Raw genomic sequence first — 17,982 nt, forward strand, 5'->3', positions numbered from 1 at the left:
GCGATTCCAGCGGGGAACAGCGGACCGCGGAACCACCCTTCGGCACACGATCCCAGATCACAATCGAGAAACCACCGGTCGGTAACAAACATTCTTCGAGCGATTAGCTGAATTGCTAACGTAGACCCCTCAATGGTCCCAGAATCCCGTTCGGACCTGGGTGATAGCCGCACGAGAATTGGTGTTGCTGACAGTTGGATAAGGTAAAAGAAACTTTAGGTTGGTTTACCGCGTTATAAACGTGATCGACACCCAGCCGTAACGGTCCAAGGTGGACTTACATCCGGTCAAGATCATGATTAACCAGCTGCGGAAACACGAGCGCCGGAGTCCCGAATCGGACCGCGGTCAGCACCACAACCGCAACCATAACGATCTCTGTGATCTCCGCCACCTTGTTCGCTCGACCTCGCCGAATCAGGCGAAAACGACAGTGCGACAGCAGAACGCGGCCCCGCACTACCCAATGCGAGGCCGCGTGACCTACATCTCAGGCTTCGGCCAGACCGAGCCGCCCGTGCGCCACCCGCAACGGCTTCGGTGCGTACCAGGCGGCCCGACCGAGCAGTCGCATCGCCACCGGCACCAGCACGCCGCGCACCAGCGTCGCGTCGATCAGAATGGCCAGGCCCGCGCCGAGTCCGAAGAACTGGATAAACCGGACGTCACTGCTGGTGAAGGCCAAGAAGCTGATCGAAATCAGCGCCGCCGCAGTGGTCACCAAGCGCCCGGTGCGGGCCAGTCCCTCGATCACCGCTTCCTTTGTGGACGCGCCGCGATCGTGCAGTTCCTTGATCCGGCTGATCACGAAGACCTCGTAATCCATCGACAGTCCGAAGGTGATGCAGAACAACAGCAGCAACATCGAAACATCCAGTGGCGCAGGGGTGAATCCGATCAGCCCGGACAGATGCCCCTGCTGGAAGATGAACACCATCAGCCCGAGCGTGGCGGCCAGACTCAACACATTCGACAGCAGTGCGCGCAGCGGCTGCACGATGCTGCCGGTGAACAGGAACAGCAGGGCGAAGGTCGTGACCACGATCCACCCGATGGCGATCGGGAGTTTCGCACCGATCGATGCGAGGCTGTCGCGCAGTTCGGCGACCTGCCCACCGACCAGCGCATTCGCCCCGCCCGGACCGGGAACGTCACGCACTCGATCGACCAGATCGCGGGCGGCGGAGGAATTGCGGTCCAGATCGGTGAGAACGGTCAGGCGCTGCGCATCCGGTCGGGCGAACCGGGCATCGGCGGGCGTGCTCGCCGTCAGCTCGCCGCGCACAAAAGTGCCCGCACTCGATTCGACCTGGGTGATATGCGCGACCAGGGACAGCGTGCGCGCGTAGTCCGCGAGCGGCGCTGCGGCAACACCGGTTTCGGTGATCACCGACAGCGCGTTGACATCGCCGCCCCCGAAATCGTCCCGCATCGCGTCACCGACCTGACGTACCTCGGTGCTCGTCGGCAGCACCCGATCGTCGGGCGTACCGAACTGCACATGCAACAGCGGCGCGGCGGCGAGCAGCAGCACCGCCACCACCGGCGCACCCGCCAGCAGCGGTCGGCGCATGGCGAATCCGGCCACTCCGGCCCAGAACGGTGTTGCGTCACCGCGGATCCCGCGGACACCGGGCACACGCCACGCATCGGCTCGCACGCCGAGCACGGCGAGCAACGCGGGCAATACGACCACCGCGGCAATGGCGGAGATGGCGACGACGCCGATACCGCCGTAGGCGAAGGACCTCAGGAAGTACTGCGGGAAGATGACCAGCGCGGACAGGGCCGCCACGACGGTGGCCGCACTGAATGCGATGGTGCGCCCGGCCGTCGATACGGCCGCGATCACCGCATCGTCGGGTTCGGCTCCGGTCGCACGGCGTTCGCGGAAGCGACTCACCATCAGCAGCCCGTAGTCCACCGCGAGCCCGAGCCCGAGTCCGGTGGTCAGATTCACCGCGTAGATCGACACATCGGTCACGGACCCGAGGATCGAGAGTTCGGTGAAGGTGCCGAGGATGGCGATCCCGCCGACTACGAGGGTGAGCAGTGCGGCGACCACATTGCCGAAGGCCAACACCAGCAGCGCCAGAATCAGCGGTACCGCAACGGCTTCCGCGAGGCCGAGATCCTGACCGATCTGCTTGGTGATCGAGTGGAAGATCGCGGTGCCGCCGCCGACCTCGATCTGCGCGACCGGCCCGTCGGCGCGGTAGGCCTCGACGATCGAGGCGGCGGACTTCTCCTTATCGGTGGCATCCTTGTCGACATTGCCTGCCAGGACGACGGCCGCGGTCCCGTCCGCTGAGCGCATGGCCGGTGATCCGGTATCCCAATACGAGACGACATTGGTCAGACGCTGGTCGGCCGCGAGCCGCCGGACCAGGTCGCGGCCGATGGCGGCGACCGCGGCGCTGTCGACGGTTTCCTGCTTCGCTTCGACCAGGAAGACGTAGTCGGTATCGGTGCCGAACTCATCGGCCAATCGGGTTACCGCGGCACTGGATTGGGCATCGGGATCCTGCTGGCCACCGGGCTGCATCTTGCCGAAGGCGGTCACGCCGACCACACCACCCGCGATGAGGGCGAGCACGCCGACGACCAGGATCCAGCGGGCGCGGTGGACAACGAAGCTGCCGAGTCTTTCGAACATATCGGTCTCCGATCGGACATGTTGTCGTGCGTAAACTTTATGGGTGTTAACTTGCCATGCGATGTGTGTGGGTGTCAACATCGATGTGATGACGGATTCGGAAACAGCAACGAAGCGCTCCACCCGCGTCGGCCCGTATCACCACGGCGACCTGCGCAATGCCCTGGTGCGCGCGGCCGCCGAACTCGCCGAGACCGGTGGGCCGGACGCGGTGACCGTGCGCGCGGCCGCCCGGCAGGTCGGCGTCACGCCGACCGCGGCCTACCGGCACTTCACAAATCACGAGGAGCTGCTGAACGCGGCGCAGGAACAGGCCCAGCACACCCTGTTCGGCGCGATGGCCGAGACGATGGCGAGCCTGGCGCCGCAGGCGGATGCGATCACCCGGCTCGGCGCGGTGGGCCGCGGCTACATCAGCTTCGCGATGCGCGAACCCGGCCTGTTCCGCACCGCCTTCTGCGGCGAACACGCGCCGTCGCCCGCCTTCGATCTGCTGGCCAGAGTTCTGGACGAACTCGTCGACGTCGGCTTCCTCGATCCCGCGGACCGGCCGGATGCCGAGTACGCCGCCTGGTCAACCGTGCACGGCATGGCCGCACTGATCATCGATGGCGTACTCGACGACCTCGACGATGCCGCGCGGGATAAGGCGATTCACCGCGCCCTAGCGGTCGTCGAGCGGGGTTTGGCAACCGGCCCGAATGCCCCCGATTTCAGCTGACGCGCAGCATTCCGGTGATCGTGCCCTGCAGGATCTTGCGATCGTGCGTGATCAGCGGTGACATCTGCAGCGGATCGTCGACGACGGTTCCCGCCAGCGGCCTGTTCGAAATCACCGCGCCGGTATCGGGATTCACGACGGTGAACGCGTAGCCGTCGAGCGGGGTCGTGATGTCGAGTCCGACGCGCGTCACGGTGTAGATGGTGCCGTCGGCAGCGGACAGATGCGGAACGGCCGCGCTGCGGATGGTGTTCTCCCACACCGTGCGGCAACCGGTGTCGTCGACATCGACCCTGGTCATACCGCCGACGAATGGTGCGGTGGCCGGAACGGCCGGGCCTGCGCCCTCGGGGACCGTGGGATACGGGTAGCCGTAGGTGCTGGCGACGAACAGCGACCGGCCGATGCCGATCGGCGAATTCTCGCTGCCCGCACCACCGTGGGTGAGCACCGGTTGTGAGCACACCAATTGTCCGGTGCCGGAACGGAATACCAGCGCGTTGACCTGTCCGTCCGCATTGTCGACGATGGTCAGATATTCCGCGCCGGAACTCGGCCCGAAGTAGGTCGGGGTGGAGCCGGTACCCCAGCTGAGTTGGCCGGGCTTGCGCGCGGATCCGCGATCGTAGGCCGCGCGCCACAGCACCTCCGGCCGCCCGGCGGAGTCTGCGTGCAACTCATAGAGCGCGTGCGTCGTTGCCACCGCGACCCGTCCGCTCGGTGCCGACGAGATGCTGTTGGCCACCGACTCACCCGAGGGCAGTGCGATCGTGGCCGCAGCACCCGCGGGCGTTACCAGCCCGACGACACTCTTGCCGGTCGCGAACCAGACATTGCCGGACCAGTCCGGCACCAGCCCGGTCACATTGTCCCCGGCTGGAATCACCGAGCTGAGATCGGTGGACGCATCGACCGACAGCCGCCATGTGCCCGCCGCGTCACGCGCATGGCCGACGCGCAGCAGCGTGCGGTCGCCGTCCACGACGACCAAGCGGTCGGCATTGTCGAGATAGGCGTAGACACCGCCGAGCAGGCTGCCCTTGGCGATCTCCAACGAGGCCAGCGATGTGCCGACCGGACCGGCGAACGACGGGTCGAGCAGATGGATGGTCGGGGTCTGGCCGATGACGGGCGTGCACAGCGCGACGACCAGGTTGTCCGACCCCTGCAGCAGCGTCGGACATGCCGATGCCAACGGGTACCCGGCCACCGAAATCCCGCCGGCGCCGGGCCCGGCCAGCGGTGTCGCATCCGACGATCCGGCGTCACCGTGCATCGTCGCGGTGCCGAGCGGACCCAGGTACGGATTGGACGGTGCCAGCGGACCCCACGATCCCGCCGCCTCGCCGGTACCGATCGGCGCGAGCGCCAGGACGGTGGCGGCAAGGAGTACCAGCGGTGACCGCATCGGAGCCGCCCCGCGCCTTTTGCCTCTCATCGAGAGCCACACCGGTGCCGTCGCGGACCGGCGGTTGCGTGTGGGTCGAGTTCTGGACGTACCCGACGAGTTGCCCATGTTCATACGAAATCAGCTGTCCGTCTGGTCGGTCTTGGCGTATCCGATTCGGAATGTCGGTCGATACTATGACCGCTGTGAACGGAATCCGGACTCGCGTGCTGTCCACGATTGCCGGTCAACTCGGCAAACCCCACGGAACGCTCGGCAAGGGCGTCGCCTTCATTCTCAATCGCGGTAACAAACGTGCCATCGCGGGCGCGGTCGATGCGGCCGGGATCGGCGCGGGTGCGACGGTCGCGGATATCGGATTCGGCGGTGGCGCAGGGCTTTCGATGCTTCTCGAGCGGGTCGGCACGAACGGGACGGTGCACGGTTTCGAGATCTCGCCGGACATGTTGGCCGGGGCGAAGTCGAAGTTCGCCGCGGAAATCGATACGGGCCGAATGCGACTCGCGCAGGGCCCGATGACCGAACTGCCGCTGGCCGATGCCGCTCTCGATGCCGCCATCACCGTCAATACCGTCTATTTCGTGCCGGATCTGGCCGCCGCCTGTGCCGAACTCGTGCGCGTCGTCCGTCCCGGTGGCCGCCTCGTCATCGGTATCGGCGATCCGGACGCGATGGCTGAAATGCCGTTCACCGCATACGGTTTCACGCTGCGACCGGTGGCCGAGATAATCGCCGCACTGGAAGACGCGGGCTGCACCGTCGACCATCGGCAACTGCCCGATCCGCCGATTCCGCATCACCTACTCGTCGCCCGACCCGCCTGACTACATCAGGGCGCCGCCGTCGACGCGGATCTCACAGCCGGTCATGTAGCGACCGTCATCAGAGGCGACCATGGCGACCACACCGGCGATATCCTCCGGACTGCCGAGCGCACCGCCGTTGAGCCAACCGGTCAGGCGCGAGAAGAGTTTCGGATCGAAGTCCTTCGGCTGATCGAGGATGGATTTGGTGGTGATCCCACTGGTGATGCCCGCGGGCACGATATTCACCGCGCGCAACCCCTGCTTGGCGTACTCCAGCGCGATCGCGTGGGTGAAGGCATTCACCCCGCCCTTCGACGCCGCATACGACGCCAGATAGGGCGCCGCGCTGAAGGCCGCGGTCGAGGAGAGATTCACCACGACGCCGTGGCCGGACTCCAGCAGTGCGGGCAATGCACTCTGGGTCATCAGGAAGGTCCCGGTGAGATTGACCCCGATCACCTGGTTCCACACCTCGAGCGGCATCTCCTCGGTGCGCGCGGGCCGCAGAATGCCCGCCGCGTTCACCAGCACATCCAGACCGCCGAGGAATTCGACCGCCTCGCCCGTCGCGGTGCGCACCGACTCGATATCGGCGATATTCACCGGGACCGTGCGCAGCCGCTCGGCCGCATCGCCTGCCTTCGCCGCGGTGGTCTCCAGGGCGGCCGCGTCGATATCGGCGGCAACCAATGTCGCCCCCTCATCGAGCAGCCGCAAGGCGATCCCCTGCCCGATACCCGATCCTGCTCCGGTGACCAATACGCGGCGGCCGTCAAATCTACGCATGCCAAAAATTAGAACAGGTTCTCATTGGGAGTCAACAGGTTCTCGCGGAACCGAGGTCAGGAGACGGCATTCACGCGGACCGCCTCGAGGTATTCGGCAATGGCGTCGCGGTTGCGGGACAGGCAGCGGATGCGGTCGGACATGCGGTCGCGTTCCCGCTCCAGGGTGGCCAGCATTTCCGGCGTCGCGTCCGGGAAGTAGATGGTGCGCGGTTTGTCCAGGCAGGGCAGGATCTGTTTGATGATGCGGGTCGGCAGGCCGGCGTCGAGTAGGCCGCGGATCTGTAGCACTCGGTCGACGAAGCGGTCGTCGTAACTGCGATAGCCGTTGGCGCAGCGGTCGGCGGCGATGAGGCCTTGTTCTTCGTAGTAGCGCAGCAGCCGCCGCGAGGTGCCGGTGCGCTTCGACAGTTCTCCGATCCGCATCGCACGCCACCTCGCAGTTGACCTTCACATGTATGTGATGGTTCGAGCATAGGCGACATGGACAACGCACTCTTCGACTACCGCCCGATCGTCGACCGCGCACCGATTCGCTGGCCCGACGATGCCCGCGTCGCGTTCTATGTCGGGCTCAATATCGAGCACTACCAGGTGGACCGGCCCTCGACCAGCATCTTCCCCGGCACGGCCGCGCTCACCCCGGATCCGCTCAACTACGGCTGGCGTGATTACGGTCCTCGGGTGGGCGTCTGGCGGGTCATACAGGCGCTGGACAAGTTCGGCATCCGCGCCAGCGCCCTGCTCAACTCCGATGTCGCACAGCATAATCCACAGATCATCGCCGCCGGGCGGGAGCGGAACTGGGCCTGGTTGGCGCACGGCAAGAACAATTCGATCTTCCAGGCCGATATGTCGATCGACGACGAACGCGCCTACCTCACCGAGGTCGTCGAAACCATCGAGCACGCGACCGGCCGCCGCCCGCGCGGCTGGATGGGTCCCGCGCTCACCGAGACCTTCCACACTCCGGAACTGTTGGCCGAACTCGGCCTCGACTACGTCCTGGACTGGACCAATGACGATCAGCCATATCGGCTCAATGTGCCAGGGCTGCTGAGCGTTCCGTATTCGGTCGAGCTCAACGACAACAGCCTGTTCCTCGGAACCGGTTTGCGCGGTGCGGATTTCGTGCAGATCGTCAAGGACCAGCTGGACCGGCTCTACGACGAGTCGGCCGACAACGGCCGCGTGCTGGCCCTCGCGCTGCACCCCTTCGTCATCGGGCAGGCGTTCCGCATCAAATATCTGGAACAGGCCTTGGAGTATGTGGCGAACCACCCGGGCGTATGGCGCACCACCAGTGACGAGATCGCCGGCCATTACGGTGCCGCCGCTGCGTGAACGGCTATTGCGGGCAACGGCGTCGAGGACCATCATGCACGTATGAGTAAGGTAACCCTAACTATCGAGCTGTCTATCGGCGCCGAGGTGGCGTGCGCACTGGCACGGACACCGGAGTTGTTCGCCTACGTTGTGGCACCGATCCTTTCGGTGCCACAACTGCGAATTCCGGACCGCGTCGAACCGGGCGTCGAGGGTTCCGCCCGGCTGTGGTGGTTCGGCATCATCCCGTCCTGGCGCCATCACCTGCGTCTGGTGCGACTGGATGCCCGCGAGATCTACACCAACGAATGGGGCGGCCCGGTCCGCACCTGGAACCACCGCCTCACCTTCGAGCCGATCACCGAATCCCGCTGCCGCTACACCGACGAAATCGAAATCGAGCCCGGGTTGCGCGGCGCCGCAACCCGCATCTTCGCCCACCTGATGTTTCGCCACCGCCACCGCCGCTGGCACCAACTCGCCACCGTCCTGGCCAGCAGCGGCGTCGAGCTACGAGCGCCGAACTACTGAACCGCCTCGCTGGTCTGCGGTTGCCGGCTGGTGCGGATGAGTGCGGCGGTCAGCAATGCCGCGCCGACCAGACCGGTCGGTGTCAGCCGTTCACCGAGTATCGCGGCAGCCGATATCGCGCCGGTCAGCGGTTCGAGGAGCGCGAGCACCGCGGCTGTGCCCGCACCGACCTCCGCAAGACCGCGCAGGTACAGCGTGTATGGCATTGCGGTGGATATCAGCCCGAACACGATGACCAGCACAACGTGGTGTGGCGTCGGCTGGAAGGTGAGCCCGGATATTGCCGCGAGTGGCAGCAACAGCACGGCGCCACCGGTCACGGCGAATCCTGTTGTGGTGATCGCGTCGAGTCCAGGCACCGGACGAGCACTGATCAGGGTCAGTGTCGCGAAGGCACAGGCGGATACCAATGCCATTGCCGCACCAGCGAATATCGCGCCGATCGCCGTGTCGTCGGCGGGCGCGCCGACCAACAGGACCACCCCGAACACAGCGATTCCGATCGTCGCCGCATGCCGACGGTCCAGAATCCGCCTGCCGGTCAGATGTTCCAGCAGCGAGACGACCACCGGTGACATGCCAAGGGTGATCAGCGTTGCCAGGCTCACCGACGACGCCGCGACCGCCCCGAAATAGCTCGCCTGGATGATTGCGACAAGGACTGCGACCGCACCGATCCTGCGCCAGGCCGCGGTGTTGCGCGGCAATGGCCGTCGGGTCACGGCCAGCAGCGCGATCAGCAACAGCCCGCCGGCGGCGAGTCGACAGGCGGCGACGGATACCGGCGAAAGACCGGTCGCACGATGCAGCAGGGTACCGATCAAACCGCCGGTCCCCGCCGACAGCCCGGCGCCGACAAGGCAGACCAACCCGGATCGGCTGGCCATGGATGTGGACATGGAAATTCGTGCTCCTGCGACAGAAATGGATTGAGGTCGCGGAAGCGAGGTGCACAACCGATACCAGAGCGGCGCATCACCTGATGGGACGCGTGGTCCTACACCTCGCTCAGGAGACTGGCGGCGGGGAAATCGGGAGCCATCGGTGCACCCGCCCGATATTAAGGACCGCCGGGCAAGCAGTCATTCGATTTTCTGTCGCGTTCAGCGCGGGCTCTCAGTCACCGCTGGCTCCGCGACCTGCGCCGAGTGCGGCGGCCAGAATCGGACCGATGACGGCGACAACCGCCGAGTTCGCCAGTTGCGCATGGGGTCGCCTCGGGCTGGTGCTCGGTCAGCTAGCCGGTCACATACGGCCGCCACATCTCGGCCCCGAATGAAAATGCACAGCCGAAAAAATCTCTGGCAAACTTGCGGCATTTCCTATGCGTGATCGACTATTCGACCAGGTGACGGCACGCGACCCCGTCGTCCCAGCACGGTCCGCATCCGACTTTGCTGGATATCACACGAGGTCAAGGGGATTATGGACAGATATGACCGTCCCGACGGATATCCGACCTCGCACCCTGCCACACCCACGCGGCACCCTGTCCGAGGCGGTGACGCAGGTGCTGCGAGCAACACCTGGCAAACCAGTGCCACCGGCCCGGTCGCTCGATCCGTACAGCGAGGATCTGCAGCTGGCTCTACACACCTGCTACGAGCTGCACTATCACGGATTCGCGGCGGTGGCCCCCGAATGGGAATGGGATCCCGGATTACTGACCCTGCGCGCCGCTATGGAGACCGCGTTTCTGGACGCGATGCGCGCGGATGTATCCGGAGGCGATGATCTCGAATCGGAACTCGACGCACTTCTGGTGACGCCGATCGAATCCACCGGTCCGTCCTACTACCTCCGAGACGAGGGCCGCTGGTGGCAAATGCGCGAATATTTCGTGCACAGGTCGATCTATCACCACAAGGAGGCCGACCCCTATGCATGGGCGATCCCGCGCCTGCGCGGACATGCCAAAGCGGCCTTCGTCGCGGTGGAATTCGACGAATTCGGCGGCGGCCGCGGTGAGCGCGTCCACTCGCGACTGTATGCCGAGCTGATGGCAGGCGCCGACCTCGAGGCCGGATATCTGCATTACCTCGACGCCGTCCCGGAACCGATGCTTTCCCTGGTGAACATGATGTCGCTGTTCGGCTTGCATCGGTCGCTGCGCGGTGCGCTCGTCGGACATTTCGCGACCGTCGAAATCACCTCGTCACCGGCGTCGGCACGCCTCGTCGACGCCCTGCGCCGGCTCGACGCGGCCCCGGCCTGCGTGCGGTTCTACCAGGAACACGTCGAAGCCGATGCGGTGCACGAGCAGTTGCTGCGCACCGATGTGATCGGTGACCTGATCGCGCAGGAACCCGCGCTGACGAAGTCCATGGTCCTCGGCATCCAGGCCACGAATCTGTTGGAGGACCGCTTCGCCGACCACATCCTCAGTGCCTGGCGTGCCGGACGCAGCTCGTTGCGGACCGGTCCGCTGCCCGCTGGGCGCCGATGTTTAGGACGGTCCGAGCGGACAATCCGGAGAACATGATGTTGGTCCGCGCGCCCGGCGTCTATCGACCCCAGCACGATACGCGGCTGCTCATCCGCGCACTGTCGCAGGCGAGCATCCCACGCGGCGGTCACGCACTGGATATCTGCACCGGCACCGGGGCGCTTGCCGTCGCCGCCGCCCGACACGGCGCCCGCGCCGTCACCGCCGTCGACGTTTCCCGCAGCGCGGTGGCCACCGCATGGTTGAACTGTCGGCTGCGTGGCCTGACCGTGCGCGCCCTACACGGCGACTTCGAGGCGACACTCGGTGCCGATCGCTTCGATCTGGTCCTGGCCAACCCGCCCTACGTTCCGGCGCCGGGAAGCGCCCCGGACCGCGGCAGCGCCCGAGCCTGGAACGCGGGCGAAAAGGGACGGGCCATTCTGGATCGACTGTGCGCGATGATGCCGCGCCTACTCGAACCCGGCGGGATCGCGCTGACCGTGCATTCGGGGCTGTGCCATCCCGACACGACCCTCGCTCAGCTCCGCGACGGCGGTCTCAAAGCCGCCATCGTGGCGCGCTCGTCGGTGCCGTTCGGTCCCATCATGCGCGAGCTGACCCCGTGGCTGACCGCGACCGGGCTGATCGAGCCCGGCCAGAACCGCGAAGATCTGGTGGTGATCCGTGCCGACAAACCCCGACCATGAACCCCGACGGATCCGGCTGACGGGCGACGGCCCCGCCCTCATCGAGGGTCCGGTCGAACTCGTCACCCCGGACGGACGGACCATTCACTGCGACCGGGTCGTCATAGCGCTCTGTTTGTGCCGCCGTTCGACGACCTACCCCTGGTGCGACACCAGTCACCGCAAGCACCGACGATGTGAACCCTGACATGGCGGTTCAGTGCTGCTGCCGTTATCGGTGCGGGCTCGTTTCGCGGTTATCCGACAGTCAGTGGGAGGACTGCCCCTGGTATTCCAGTGGAGCGATGGGCGGGAAGGTGACCGGCAATTCGGTCAGCGCCCGGTGGAAGGGGCCTGGTCGCCAGCCGGGTGTGCGATTCGGCAGGTCGAGTTCGATCTCCGGCAGTGCGTCGAGAAGTTGGTCGATGGCCTCTTGCGCGATCAGGTAGGCGAGGGTGCGCGCCGGACAGGCGTGCGGGCCGAGTCCCCAGGCCAAATGCGAGCGGTTGCCGGTCAGGTCGCCGGTGCGGATCGCGGGGTCGTTGTTGCAGGCGGCCATGCTGATGACGACGGGCTGGTGTGCGGGCAGCCACACGTCGTCGATGAGGATCGGGTGGCGGGGGTAGGTGATCAGCAGGTTCGCCAGCGGCGGGTCGTTGAACAAGACCTCGTCGAGGGCATCGCGGGAGGACAGGTTGCCGCCGAGGAAGCTTTCACCGAAGCGCTCGTCGGTGAGGATCAGCAGCAAGGTGTTCGCGATCAGATTCAGCTCGAATTCGATACCGGTGCCGTAGACCTGTGACACGTGGTGCGAGGCTTCTACGTCGTCCAGCTGGGCGGGGTGCTGGAGCAGCACCGAGGTGATGTCACGTTGGGGCTCGGCGCGTTTGAGTGCCACCAGGCTCATCAGCGCCTCCCCGAGCATTTGATTGCCCTTCTCGGCGTCGACACCCTCGAGCAGGGCAGCCGTACCGGCGGCGACCTGCCCGCCGATCTCCGGCGGACAGCCGAGCAGGTAGTTCACCACTTCGAAGACCAACGGGAACACGTACTGGCGGATCAGGTCGGCGGAGCCGTCCTGGCAGAAGGAGTTGATCAGCGGGATTGCGAGCCCCTCCACGACCGCGTGCAGGGCATACAGGTCGATCTCGTCGATGCTGGCGGTGATCGCCCCTCGGTAGCGGGTGAAGTCGGCCCCGGTGCTGCGACTGGCCATGGGCCGCCACTCCAGCAGGGGAAGGATGGGGCAGTCCGCGGGAATGTCCTTCTGCCAGGCCCGGGGGTCGGCGGGGAAGTGTTCGGGATCATTGAGGATCCGCACCGCGGTGCCGTAGCCGATCACCAAGGTTGCCGGTACGCCGGGCGCCAACTCGATCGGTGCCAAAGATCCGTAGCGCCTGCGCATTTCGCGATAGGCATGATGTGGATCGGCCGCGAACTCGGGCGCGTACATGGGCACCCGCGGGTCGTCGGAATCGGTCGGCGAGCCGTGGACGACTGGACACGACTGAGCGGGAGCCTGGGATTGCGGCAAACTCAAGGGCAAAACTCCAAACGGATTCGTATGCACTACTTGACTGCTGAACTACCGCTCCCTGCCCGAACACCTGCACGGAAGCGAGTCGGTCTGCGCCGGAACCGGTCGATGGTATAGCGCCCATGGACGACAATCATCAACGAACATGAAAATAGGCTCCGCAGCATGTTTTTCGGTCCAGCGCGACGCGATCGGGCGGAGGAAACTCGGTGTCAGACACCGAGGGCGTCGAGCGAATCGTGATCGTCGATGGCCGTGGTGATCCGCTTCAACAGCGTCAAGCAGGTGTCGACAGGCTGCATCTCGGGTTGATAGGCCGCCCTGCCGATGGTGAACGCCCATGCCGCGTAAGCGAACATGGACTGTTGCCGATAGGCCAGCCATGCGTCGTCGAAGGATGGCGCCTGGCCGCCGAGAGTCCCGAGTTCGTCCAGGTAGGCCGCCAACAGTTCCCGGTCCCAGGCACGCCGGTCCTCCGGCTCGCAGCCCGAGTTGACGGTGTAGGCGAAGTCGTGCGCCCAACCTCCCCGCATCACGACCTGCCAGTCGACGAATCCCATTCGCCCTGTACCGGTTCGGTATGTCTGTCCGATGTGCGGGTCACCGTGCAGCAGGGTCTGGGGCAACTCGTTCGTCGCCTTGTCGATCGCTCGATCGACACCGGCCCACAGTCGTTCGCTCTGGCCGTGCAGTACCTCGGGAATCACCTCCCCGGCGCGGCGCAGGCCGACCTCGCAACGCTTTTTCATGTCGATGGCGGCAAGGTACGCCTGGAGTGCCTCGGTCGTGGTCTTGAGGTCCGTGATCGACGGGTGGTTCCAGAAGGTGCGGTGGAGCCGGGCGAGATTGCGCACCAAGTCTTCGATCTGGTCACGGGCGATCGGGGCGGTCGGCTCGATGAACTGCGCACCACGGGTCGAGACGATGTCTTCCATCAGGGCGATCGATCGCCAGGACGCCGGGTCGGCGGCACCCCAGTAGCCGAACGGAGCCTCGATGTCGGCCTGGGGGCGAAAATCCCTGAAGAACCGGGTCTCACCGTCGATCATCTTCCCGCCACCGAGCAGGATGCGTTGCGAGAAGGCCGTCGTGGTCTTCGCGAAGAGATCTGTCGGCAAGCTTGCCCGCTCGCCCGCCTCGTTATAGACGACGCGAATCGCGACACGAGTGGATGTTCCGCGGCTGCCGTTCAAGGTTTCGAACGACAGCACCTCGGCCTCGGGGACATCGCGGCACAGGACGGCCGTCAGCCACTGCGGGGTCAGCGTCTCACCGGACACCGGCACGTCCGCGACGTCCCGGGCTTTCGGCCGAAACAACTTCTCACCGAGAATGTGAGCGCCGACCGTGGCAGACCGTCCGAGCAACCAGAGCTTGTGGTTCATTCGCTTTGCCTCGATTCCGGAGTACGACATGACCGCCCGAGCAACTGGATCGCCAGCGCGCGGGTCCGCAGGACAGTAACCCAGATCGTCGAAATGGTTGTAGTGCAATGTGATTGCCGCAGCGAGCTCAGTTCCGGGGTACGGCTCGACCCGCTCGGATGATCGATGGAGTGCCACCGCTCAACCACCGTCACGGGTGCGGCCGCACTCCTCCGATAGCCGAGGTCCGCCAGGACCGCGGAGGCCACCACACCGGCAAACAGGGTGATCTTCCATCGGGCGATGCGGATGCCGATGGTCAGCGCGGCCAGCGAGCATGAGTAGAGGTTGAGGATGTTGGTGGCGATCGGACCGTGCATGATCGTGCCCAACCGTGCGCCGTATCCCACCGAGCACAGCCGACCTCCAGGCCGACCCGGATTGGTACGATAGTGCCAACATCGCCGTCCTGCGCACCACCATGGTGCTCAGCTACCTCGGCAGTTGCGGCATCACCCTGCCCACGCCTGCGGTGCGGCCCGGACCCCGCACCGGCATCCTCATGTCCCGACCGTCTGGCGACGACACAAACCTGTTGGATTGTGCGGCCTGGGTGCAGCGCGTCACGATGTTCATCGACTCGTCGAGTTTCGCGCACGCCTTCGACAACTGGATGGTGTCGATCCTGATGTGGATCAGCCCATGGATGTCCATCCTGCTCGTCGACTACTTCCTGGTGCGCCGCCGCACCCTCTCGATCCCGGACCTCTACCGCGACGGCGCGACATCGATCTACGGGAAGTTCAACGCGTGCGGTCTGGTGAGCCTGGCCGCCGGACTGCTCGCCAGCTGGTCCTGGCAGTACGGCGTGGTCCCCGCCATGCAGCTGCCGATGGCGAAAAGCCTCGGGCAACACCGACTTCTCCTGGTTGTCGGGCAGCCCGGTAGCCGGCCGCGTCTACGGCGTCCTGACCGTCCTGGCCGCCACTCGCCGCACCGGCGCGTGAATCGCCAGTCGGATCGGGGCGGTCCCGACGAGAGGTTTCGCAAAGCAGCCGATGGCTACTCGGTCGAGAACGCCGGTGCTGGTTGGCGATGCCGAGGAGATCGCGTCGGGAACCCTCCTGCGGAATTCGAGTTCGCCGACTATCAGGCCGGCTGTCACGACAGCGGGAAAGGAAAGGAAACAGACACATGTTGATGCTCACCCCCACTGCTATCGAAGCCGTTCGCAGTATCACGTCCACGGATGGGATGCCGCAGGATGCCGGGCTGCGAATCTTCACCGCGGACGGCGCCGAGACGCTGCAGCTCGCGGTTGCCGCGGCACCGGCCGAGCAAGACCAGGTCCTGACCGCCGAAGGATCACGGGTTTTCCTGGACCAGGAGGCGGCCGCCTACCTGGACGACAAGATCCTCGACACCGGACTCGACCCGAACGGGCAAGGTACCTTCGTCGTCGCACCGCAGGCGCAGGAAAACCCGGGCGACTGATGCTTGCCGACAGCAGCGCGTGCAGTGGATTCTCGGTGAACAACACCGAGGCGGCCGAGACGTTGCTGATCGCCTGGTTCACCGACCCCGCGGGCGATGACCTGCCCGTCGCAGCTGTAGCGCTTCAGACCGGATAGCGTATCGGCCTACCCGTCACTGCGGTCAGACGCCCGTGCCAGTACCTCACCCGCCCGCCGAGGCAGGGGGTCAGGCGTGTTACGAACCCCTGCACCGCAGCATCCCAATCCCCCTGACATATCCGTGGCACTCGCCAAAACCACTGCCGCACAGGGGAAACCACACACAGCCAAACCGAAATGGAACCCATCCCAAGGGGGAACACCGACACCAAGACAGGTCAAACCCGTCTCCGTCGATATGCGAGTCAACAGAGCTGATCGACGAAAAAGCCGCAGGCTCGCAGAACATACGCGAACCTGCGGCTTTACCGCACTACATCTGTGGGCGAAGGGGGACTTGAACCCCCACGTCCCGAAGGACACTGGCACCTGAAGCCAGCGCGTCTGCCATTCCGCCACTCGCCCGAGCGACTGAGAGACAGTATCACGCGGGTCGGTGAGACACGAAATCGCCTGTTAGCGGCACTCGAGGGCAGTCCGGAACGGCACGGGAACCCAGGGGGGCTTCCGGGAGTTACAGGTGTGGACGATCGTGGATATCATGCAATGAACGTGGTCGATACGCGACACGCCATATTCGTGTGTCGTTGTTATGAATCAACACAGACGCTCACCGAAGGGAGGCCGAGATGGGCATCGTTTCTCGATTCGAGCGTCGCCTGCAAGGCGCCGTCGGTGACGTGTTCGCCAGAGCCTTCGGGGGCAGTGTCGTTCCCCAGGAGGTGGAAGCGGCACTCAAGCAGGAGGCCGCCGACAATATCCAGGATCTGGGTGGCGGACATCTGTTGGCGCCCAACAGTTATGTGATCACTCTCAACACCTCTGATCACCAACAACTCGACGCCGACCACGACCTCACCACCCGCGCGTTCGCCAAACACCTTCAGGACTACATCCGCGAGCAAGGCTGGCAGACCTACGGCGAAGTACACGTGGCATTCGAGGCATCACCTACGCTGCACACCGGACAGTTCAGAGCGAGCGGTCGGGTCGATCCCGACATCGGCCGCAGAGCCACCGCGGCTCGCAGCCCCGAACCCACGCCACAACGACCTGCACACCCGCAACCAGGAGCTGGCCCCATGACGCAGAACTCAGGCTACGACCCAAGCCGTGAGCCCGCGGAGTCCGATCCACGCAACCGCGGGTACGCACCGCCGCCTGCGGGGCGGCCAGGACCGCCGAACGGTGCGTACCGCGACGACTACGGCCGGGGCGGCGCGCCCTACGGCGGTGGCTCCGACTACCAGGCGCCGGACTCGCAGCAGGGTTACGGCGACTACCAGAACGGCTACGACTACCAGCAGGGCGGCCAGGGCTACGGGCAGCAGGCCTACCAGGAGCCCGGTTACGGCCAGGGCTACGGCGAGCGGGGCGGCTACGGCCAGCAGCAGGGTGGCTACGCCGACCAGGACTATGGCCAGCAGGGCTACCAGGAGCCCGGTTACGGCCAGGGCTACGGCGACCAAGGTGGCTACGGTCAGCAAGGCTACGGACAGTCCGGCTACGGCGAGCAGGGCTACGCTGACCAGGGCGGTTACGGTCAGCAGCCGGGTTACGGCCAGCAGGGCTACGCACAGTCCGGCTACGGCGAACAGGGTTACGCGGAACCGGGTTACGGCGAACAGGGCTATGCCGCGCCCGAGGAGCAGGGCAGCTACGGTCAGGCCTACTCGCAACAGCCCGGCTACGGCGCGCAGGGCGGCGCCTACCAGGCCCCCGCGTATGGCGGTGGCGCACAAGCCGGTTCGGGCTATTCCGCCACGCTGCAGCTCGACGACGGCAGCGGCCGCACCTACCAGCTCCGCGAGGGCAGCAACATCATCGGCCGCGGTCAGGACGCACACTTCCGGCTGCCGGATACCGGGGTTTCCCGCAGGCATATCGAAGTTCGCTGGGACGGGCAGACCGCGATGCTCTCGGATCTGGGTTCGACCAACGGCACGCTCGTCAACGGCTCCCCGGTTCAGGACTGGCAGTTGGCCGACGGCGACGTTATCCGCGCCGGGCACTCCGAGATCCTGATCCGTATCGTCTGATCCCGTAAGCTCGCGATGCAGGTCACGAGATGGCGTAGAGGGATTCTGCGGCCGTATCGTG

The 17,982-nt window shown here is 65.5% G+C and carries 18 protein-coding genes and 1 tRNA gene; 10 read left to right on the top strand and 9 right to left on the bottom strand.

The annotated features are described in order from the left end of the window. Nucleotides 1-490: 490 nt before the first annotated feature. Nucleotides 491-2,656 (bottom strand): MMPL family transporter, encoded by a 2,166-nt coding sequence (locus AB0L58_RS30965; RefSeq protein ID WP_364392142.1) that lies wholly within the window; start codon nucleotides 2,654-2,656, stop codon nucleotides 491-493. Between the two features lie 88 nt (nucleotides 2,657-2,744). On the opposite strand from AB0L58_RS30965, the gene AB0L58_RS30970 reads away from it, so the two are divergent. Then, nucleotides 2,745-3,377, top strand: a complete 633-nt coding sequence (locus AB0L58_RS30970) for a TetR/AcrR family transcriptional regulator (protein ID WP_364392145.1) — start codon at nucleotides 2,745-2,747, stop codon at nucleotides 3,375-3,377. On the opposite strand, the gene AB0L58_RS30975 is transcribed toward AB0L58_RS30970, so the two are convergent. Then, nucleotides 3,370-4,785: a hypothetical protein gene (locus AB0L58_RS30975; RefSeq protein ID WP_364392148.1), complete on the bottom strand. Its 1,416-nt coding sequence runs from the start codon at nucleotides 4,783-4,785 to the stop codon at nucleotides 3,370-3,372. The genes AB0L58_RS30970 and AB0L58_RS30975 overlap by 8 nt on opposite strands. Before the next feature lie 176 nt (nucleotides 4,786-4,961). Between AB0L58_RS30975 and AB0L58_RS30980 the strand changes: the two genes are divergently transcribed. Beyond that, the gene (locus tag AB0L58_RS30980) at nucleotides 4,962-5,609 is read left to right on the top strand and encodes a methyltransferase domain-containing protein (RefSeq protein ID WP_364392149.1); all 648 of its coding nucleotides are present in this window, start codon (nucleotides 4,962-4,964) and stop codon (nucleotides 5,607-5,609) included. Here AB0L58_RS30980 and AB0L58_RS30985 read toward each other — a convergent pair whose 3' ends face one another. Beyond that, nucleotides 5,610-6,377, bottom strand: a complete 768-nt coding sequence (locus AB0L58_RS30985; RefSeq protein WP_364392150.1) for an SDR family NAD(P)-dependent oxidoreductase — start codon at nucleotides 6,375-6,377, stop codon at nucleotides 5,610-5,612. It lies immediately after the preceding gene. A 56-nt stretch (nucleotides 6,378-6,433) separates the two neighbouring features. After that, on the bottom strand, nucleotides 6,434-6,802 hold the full coding sequence (locus AB0L58_RS30990; RefSeq protein ID WP_364392152.1) for a MerR family transcriptional regulator: 369 nt from the start codon (nucleotides 6,800-6,802) through the stop codon (nucleotides 6,434-6,436). 57 nt (nucleotides 6,803-6,859) lie between these two features. Here AB0L58_RS30990 and AB0L58_RS30995 point away from each other — a divergent pair, with 57 nt between their 5' ends. Beyond that, on the top strand, nucleotides 6,860-7,720 hold the full coding sequence (locus AB0L58_RS30995; protein ID WP_364392154.1) for a polysaccharide deacetylase family protein: 861 nt from the start codon (nucleotides 6,860-6,862) through the stop codon (nucleotides 7,718-7,720). 42 nt (nucleotides 7,721-7,762) lie between these two features. After that, the gene (locus tag AB0L58_RS31000; protein WP_364392157.1) at nucleotides 7,763-8,233 is read left to right on the top strand and encodes a hypothetical protein; all 471 of its coding nucleotides are present in this window, start codon (nucleotides 7,763-7,765) and stop codon (nucleotides 8,231-8,233) included. Here the strand turns inward: AB0L58_RS31000 and AB0L58_RS31005 are convergent. Continuing rightward, on the bottom strand, nucleotides 8,227-9,132 hold the full coding sequence (locus AB0L58_RS31005) for a DMT family transporter (RefSeq protein ID WP_364392159.1): 906 nt from the start codon (nucleotides 9,130-9,132) through the stop codon (nucleotides 8,227-8,229). The two genes, AB0L58_RS31000 and AB0L58_RS31005, sit on opposite strands and share 7 nt — an antisense overlap. Nucleotides 9,133-9,668: 536 nt before the next feature. Here AB0L58_RS31005 and AB0L58_RS31010 point away from each other — a divergent pair. The 3 genes from AB0L58_RS31010 to AB0L58_RS31020 are packed head-to-tail and all read left to right on the top strand — an operon-like array spanning nucleotide 9,669 to nucleotide 11,555. Continuing rightward, entirely contained in the window at nucleotides 9,669-10,715 is a 1,047-nt protein-coding gene (locus AB0L58_RS31010; RefSeq protein ID WP_364392161.1) for an iron-containing redox enzyme family protein, read from the top strand. Next, nucleotides 10,712-11,368 carry a HemK2/MTQ2 family protein methyltransferase gene (locus AB0L58_RS31015; RefSeq protein ID WP_364392163.1) on the top strand — a complete coding sequence of 219 codons (657 nt, stop codon included), beginning with the start codon at nucleotides 10,712-10,714 and terminating at the stop codon, nucleotides 11,366-11,368. Before AB0L58_RS31010 ends, AB0L58_RS31015 begins: the two co-directional genes overlap by 4 nt. Then, complete coding sequence (locus tag AB0L58_RS31020; protein WP_364392165.1) at nucleotides 11,346-11,555, top strand: CDGSH iron-sulfur domain-containing protein; 210 nt, start codon at nucleotides 11,346-11,348, stop codon at nucleotides 11,553-11,555. The genes AB0L58_RS31015 and AB0L58_RS31020 overlap by 23 nt, the downstream gene beginning before the upstream one ends. Nucleotides 11,556-11,615: 60 nt before the next feature. On the opposite strand, the gene AB0L58_RS31025 is transcribed toward AB0L58_RS31020, so the two are convergent. From AB0L58_RS31025 to AB0L58_RS31035, 3 genes are all read right to left on the bottom strand, one after another. Continuing rightward, a complete protein-coding gene (locus tag AB0L58_RS31025; protein WP_364392167.1) occupies nucleotides 11,616-12,800 on the bottom strand; it encodes a cytochrome P450 in 1,185 nt (394 codons plus the stop codon). A 296-nt stretch (nucleotides 12,801-13,096) separates the two neighbouring features. Beyond that, complete coding sequence (locus AB0L58_RS31030; protein WP_364392170.1) at nucleotides 13,097-14,269, bottom strand: aminoglycoside phosphotransferase family protein; 1,173 nt, start codon at nucleotides 14,267-14,269, stop codon at nucleotides 13,097-13,099. Further along, nucleotides 14,266-14,658 (bottom strand): hypothetical protein, encoded by a 393-nt coding sequence (locus tag AB0L58_RS31035; RefSeq protein WP_364392172.1) that lies wholly within the window; start codon nucleotides 14,656-14,658, stop codon nucleotides 14,266-14,268. Before AB0L58_RS31035 ends, AB0L58_RS31030 begins: the two co-directional genes overlap by 4 nt. Here AB0L58_RS31035 and AB0L58_RS31040 point away from each other — a divergent pair. Next, nucleotides 14,643-15,449 (top strand): cytosine permease, encoded by an 807-nt coding sequence (locus tag AB0L58_RS31040; protein WP_364392175.1) that lies wholly within the window; start codon nucleotides 14,643-14,645, stop codon nucleotides 15,447-15,449. The two genes, AB0L58_RS31035 and AB0L58_RS31040, sit on opposite strands and share 16 nt — an antisense overlap. After that, a complete protein-coding gene (locus AB0L58_RS31045; protein ID WP_364392178.1) occupies nucleotides 15,443-15,742 on the top strand; it encodes a hypothetical protein in 300 nt (99 codons plus the stop codon). The genes AB0L58_RS31040 and AB0L58_RS31045 overlap by 7 nt, the downstream gene beginning before the upstream one ends. A gap of 462 nt (nucleotides 15,743-16,204) precedes the next feature. Here the strand turns inward: AB0L58_RS31045 and AB0L58_RS31050 are convergent. Beyond that, nucleotides 16,205-16,287: transfer RNA gene (locus AB0L58_RS31050), tRNA-Leu, on the bottom strand. Between the two features lie 224 nt (nucleotides 16,288-16,511). Here AB0L58_RS31050 and AB0L58_RS31055 point away from each other — a divergent pair. Continuing rightward, complete coding sequence (locus tag AB0L58_RS31055; protein WP_364392180.1) at nucleotides 16,512-17,921, top strand: DUF3662 and FHA domain-containing protein; 1,410 nt, start codon at nucleotides 16,512-16,514, stop codon at nucleotides 17,919-17,921. Nucleotides 17,922-17,982 lie beyond the last annotated feature (61 nt).

Source organism: Nocardia sp. NPDC052112 (genome assembly GCF_040680135.1).
Taxonomy (GTDB): Bacteria; Actinomycetota; Actinomycetes; order Mycobacteriales; family Mycobacteriaceae; genus Nocardia.

What these genes read in the sequence shown, in the direction of transcription:
- AB0L58_RS30965 (WP_364392142.1), bottom strand. Translation starts at nt 2,656, where the DNA reads ATGTTCGAAAGACTCGGCAGCTTCGTTGTCCACCGCGCCCGCTGGATC.
- AB0L58_RS30970 (WP_364392145.1), top strand. Translation starts at nt 2,745, where the DNA reads ATGACGGATTCGGAAACAGCAACGAAGCGCTCCACCCGCGTCGGCCCG.
- AB0L58_RS30975 (WP_364392148.1), bottom strand. Translation starts at nt 4,785, where the DNA reads ATGCGGTCACCGCTGGTACTCCTTGCCGCCACCGTCCTGGCGCTCGCG.
- AB0L58_RS30980 (WP_364392149.1), top strand. Translation starts at nt 4,962, where the DNA reads ATGACCGCTGTGAACGGAATCCGGACTCGCGTGCTGTCCACGATTGCC.
- AB0L58_RS30985 (WP_364392150.1), bottom strand. Translation starts at nt 6,377, where the DNA reads ATGCGTAGATTTGACGGCCGCCGCGTATTGGTCACCGGAGCAGGATCG.
- AB0L58_RS30990 (WP_364392152.1), bottom strand. Translation starts at nt 6,802, where the DNA reads ATGCGGATCGGAGAACTGTCGAAGCGCACCGGCACCTCGCGGCGGCTG.
- AB0L58_RS30995 (WP_364392154.1), top strand. Translation starts at nt 6,860, where the DNA reads ATGGACAACGCACTCTTCGACTACCGCCCGATCGTCGACCGCGCACCG.
- AB0L58_RS31000 (WP_364392157.1), top strand. Translation starts at nt 7,763, where the DNA reads ATGAGTAAGGTAACCCTAACTATCGAGCTGTCTATCGGCGCCGAGGTG.
- AB0L58_RS31005 (WP_364392159.1), bottom strand. Translation starts at nt 9,132, where the DNA reads ATGTCCACATCCATGGCCAGCCGATCCGGGTTGGTCTGCCTTGTCGGC.
- AB0L58_RS31010 (WP_364392161.1), top strand. Translation starts at nt 9,669, where the DNA reads ATGACCGTCCCGACGGATATCCGACCTCGCACCCTGCCACACCCACGC.
- AB0L58_RS31015 (WP_364392163.1), top strand. Translation starts at nt 10,712, where the DNA reads ATGATGTTGGTCCGCGCGCCCGGCGTCTATCGACCCCAGCACGATACG.
- AB0L58_RS31025 (WP_364392167.1), bottom strand. Translation starts at nt 12,800, where the DNA reads ATGTACGCGCCCGAGTTCGCGGCCGATCCACATCATGCCTATCGCGAA.
- AB0L58_RS31030 (WP_364392170.1), bottom strand. Translation starts at nt 14,269, where the DNA reads ATGAACCACAAGCTCTGGTTGCTCGGACGGTCTGCCACGGTCGGCGCT.
- AB0L58_RS31045 (WP_364392178.1), top strand. Translation starts at nt 15,443, where the DNA reads ATGTTGATGCTCACCCCCACTGCTATCGAAGCCGTTCGCAGTATCACG.
- AB0L58_RS31055 (WP_364392180.1), top strand. Translation starts at nt 16,512, where the DNA reads ATGGGCATCGTTTCTCGATTCGAGCGTCGCCTGCAAGGCGCCGTCGGT.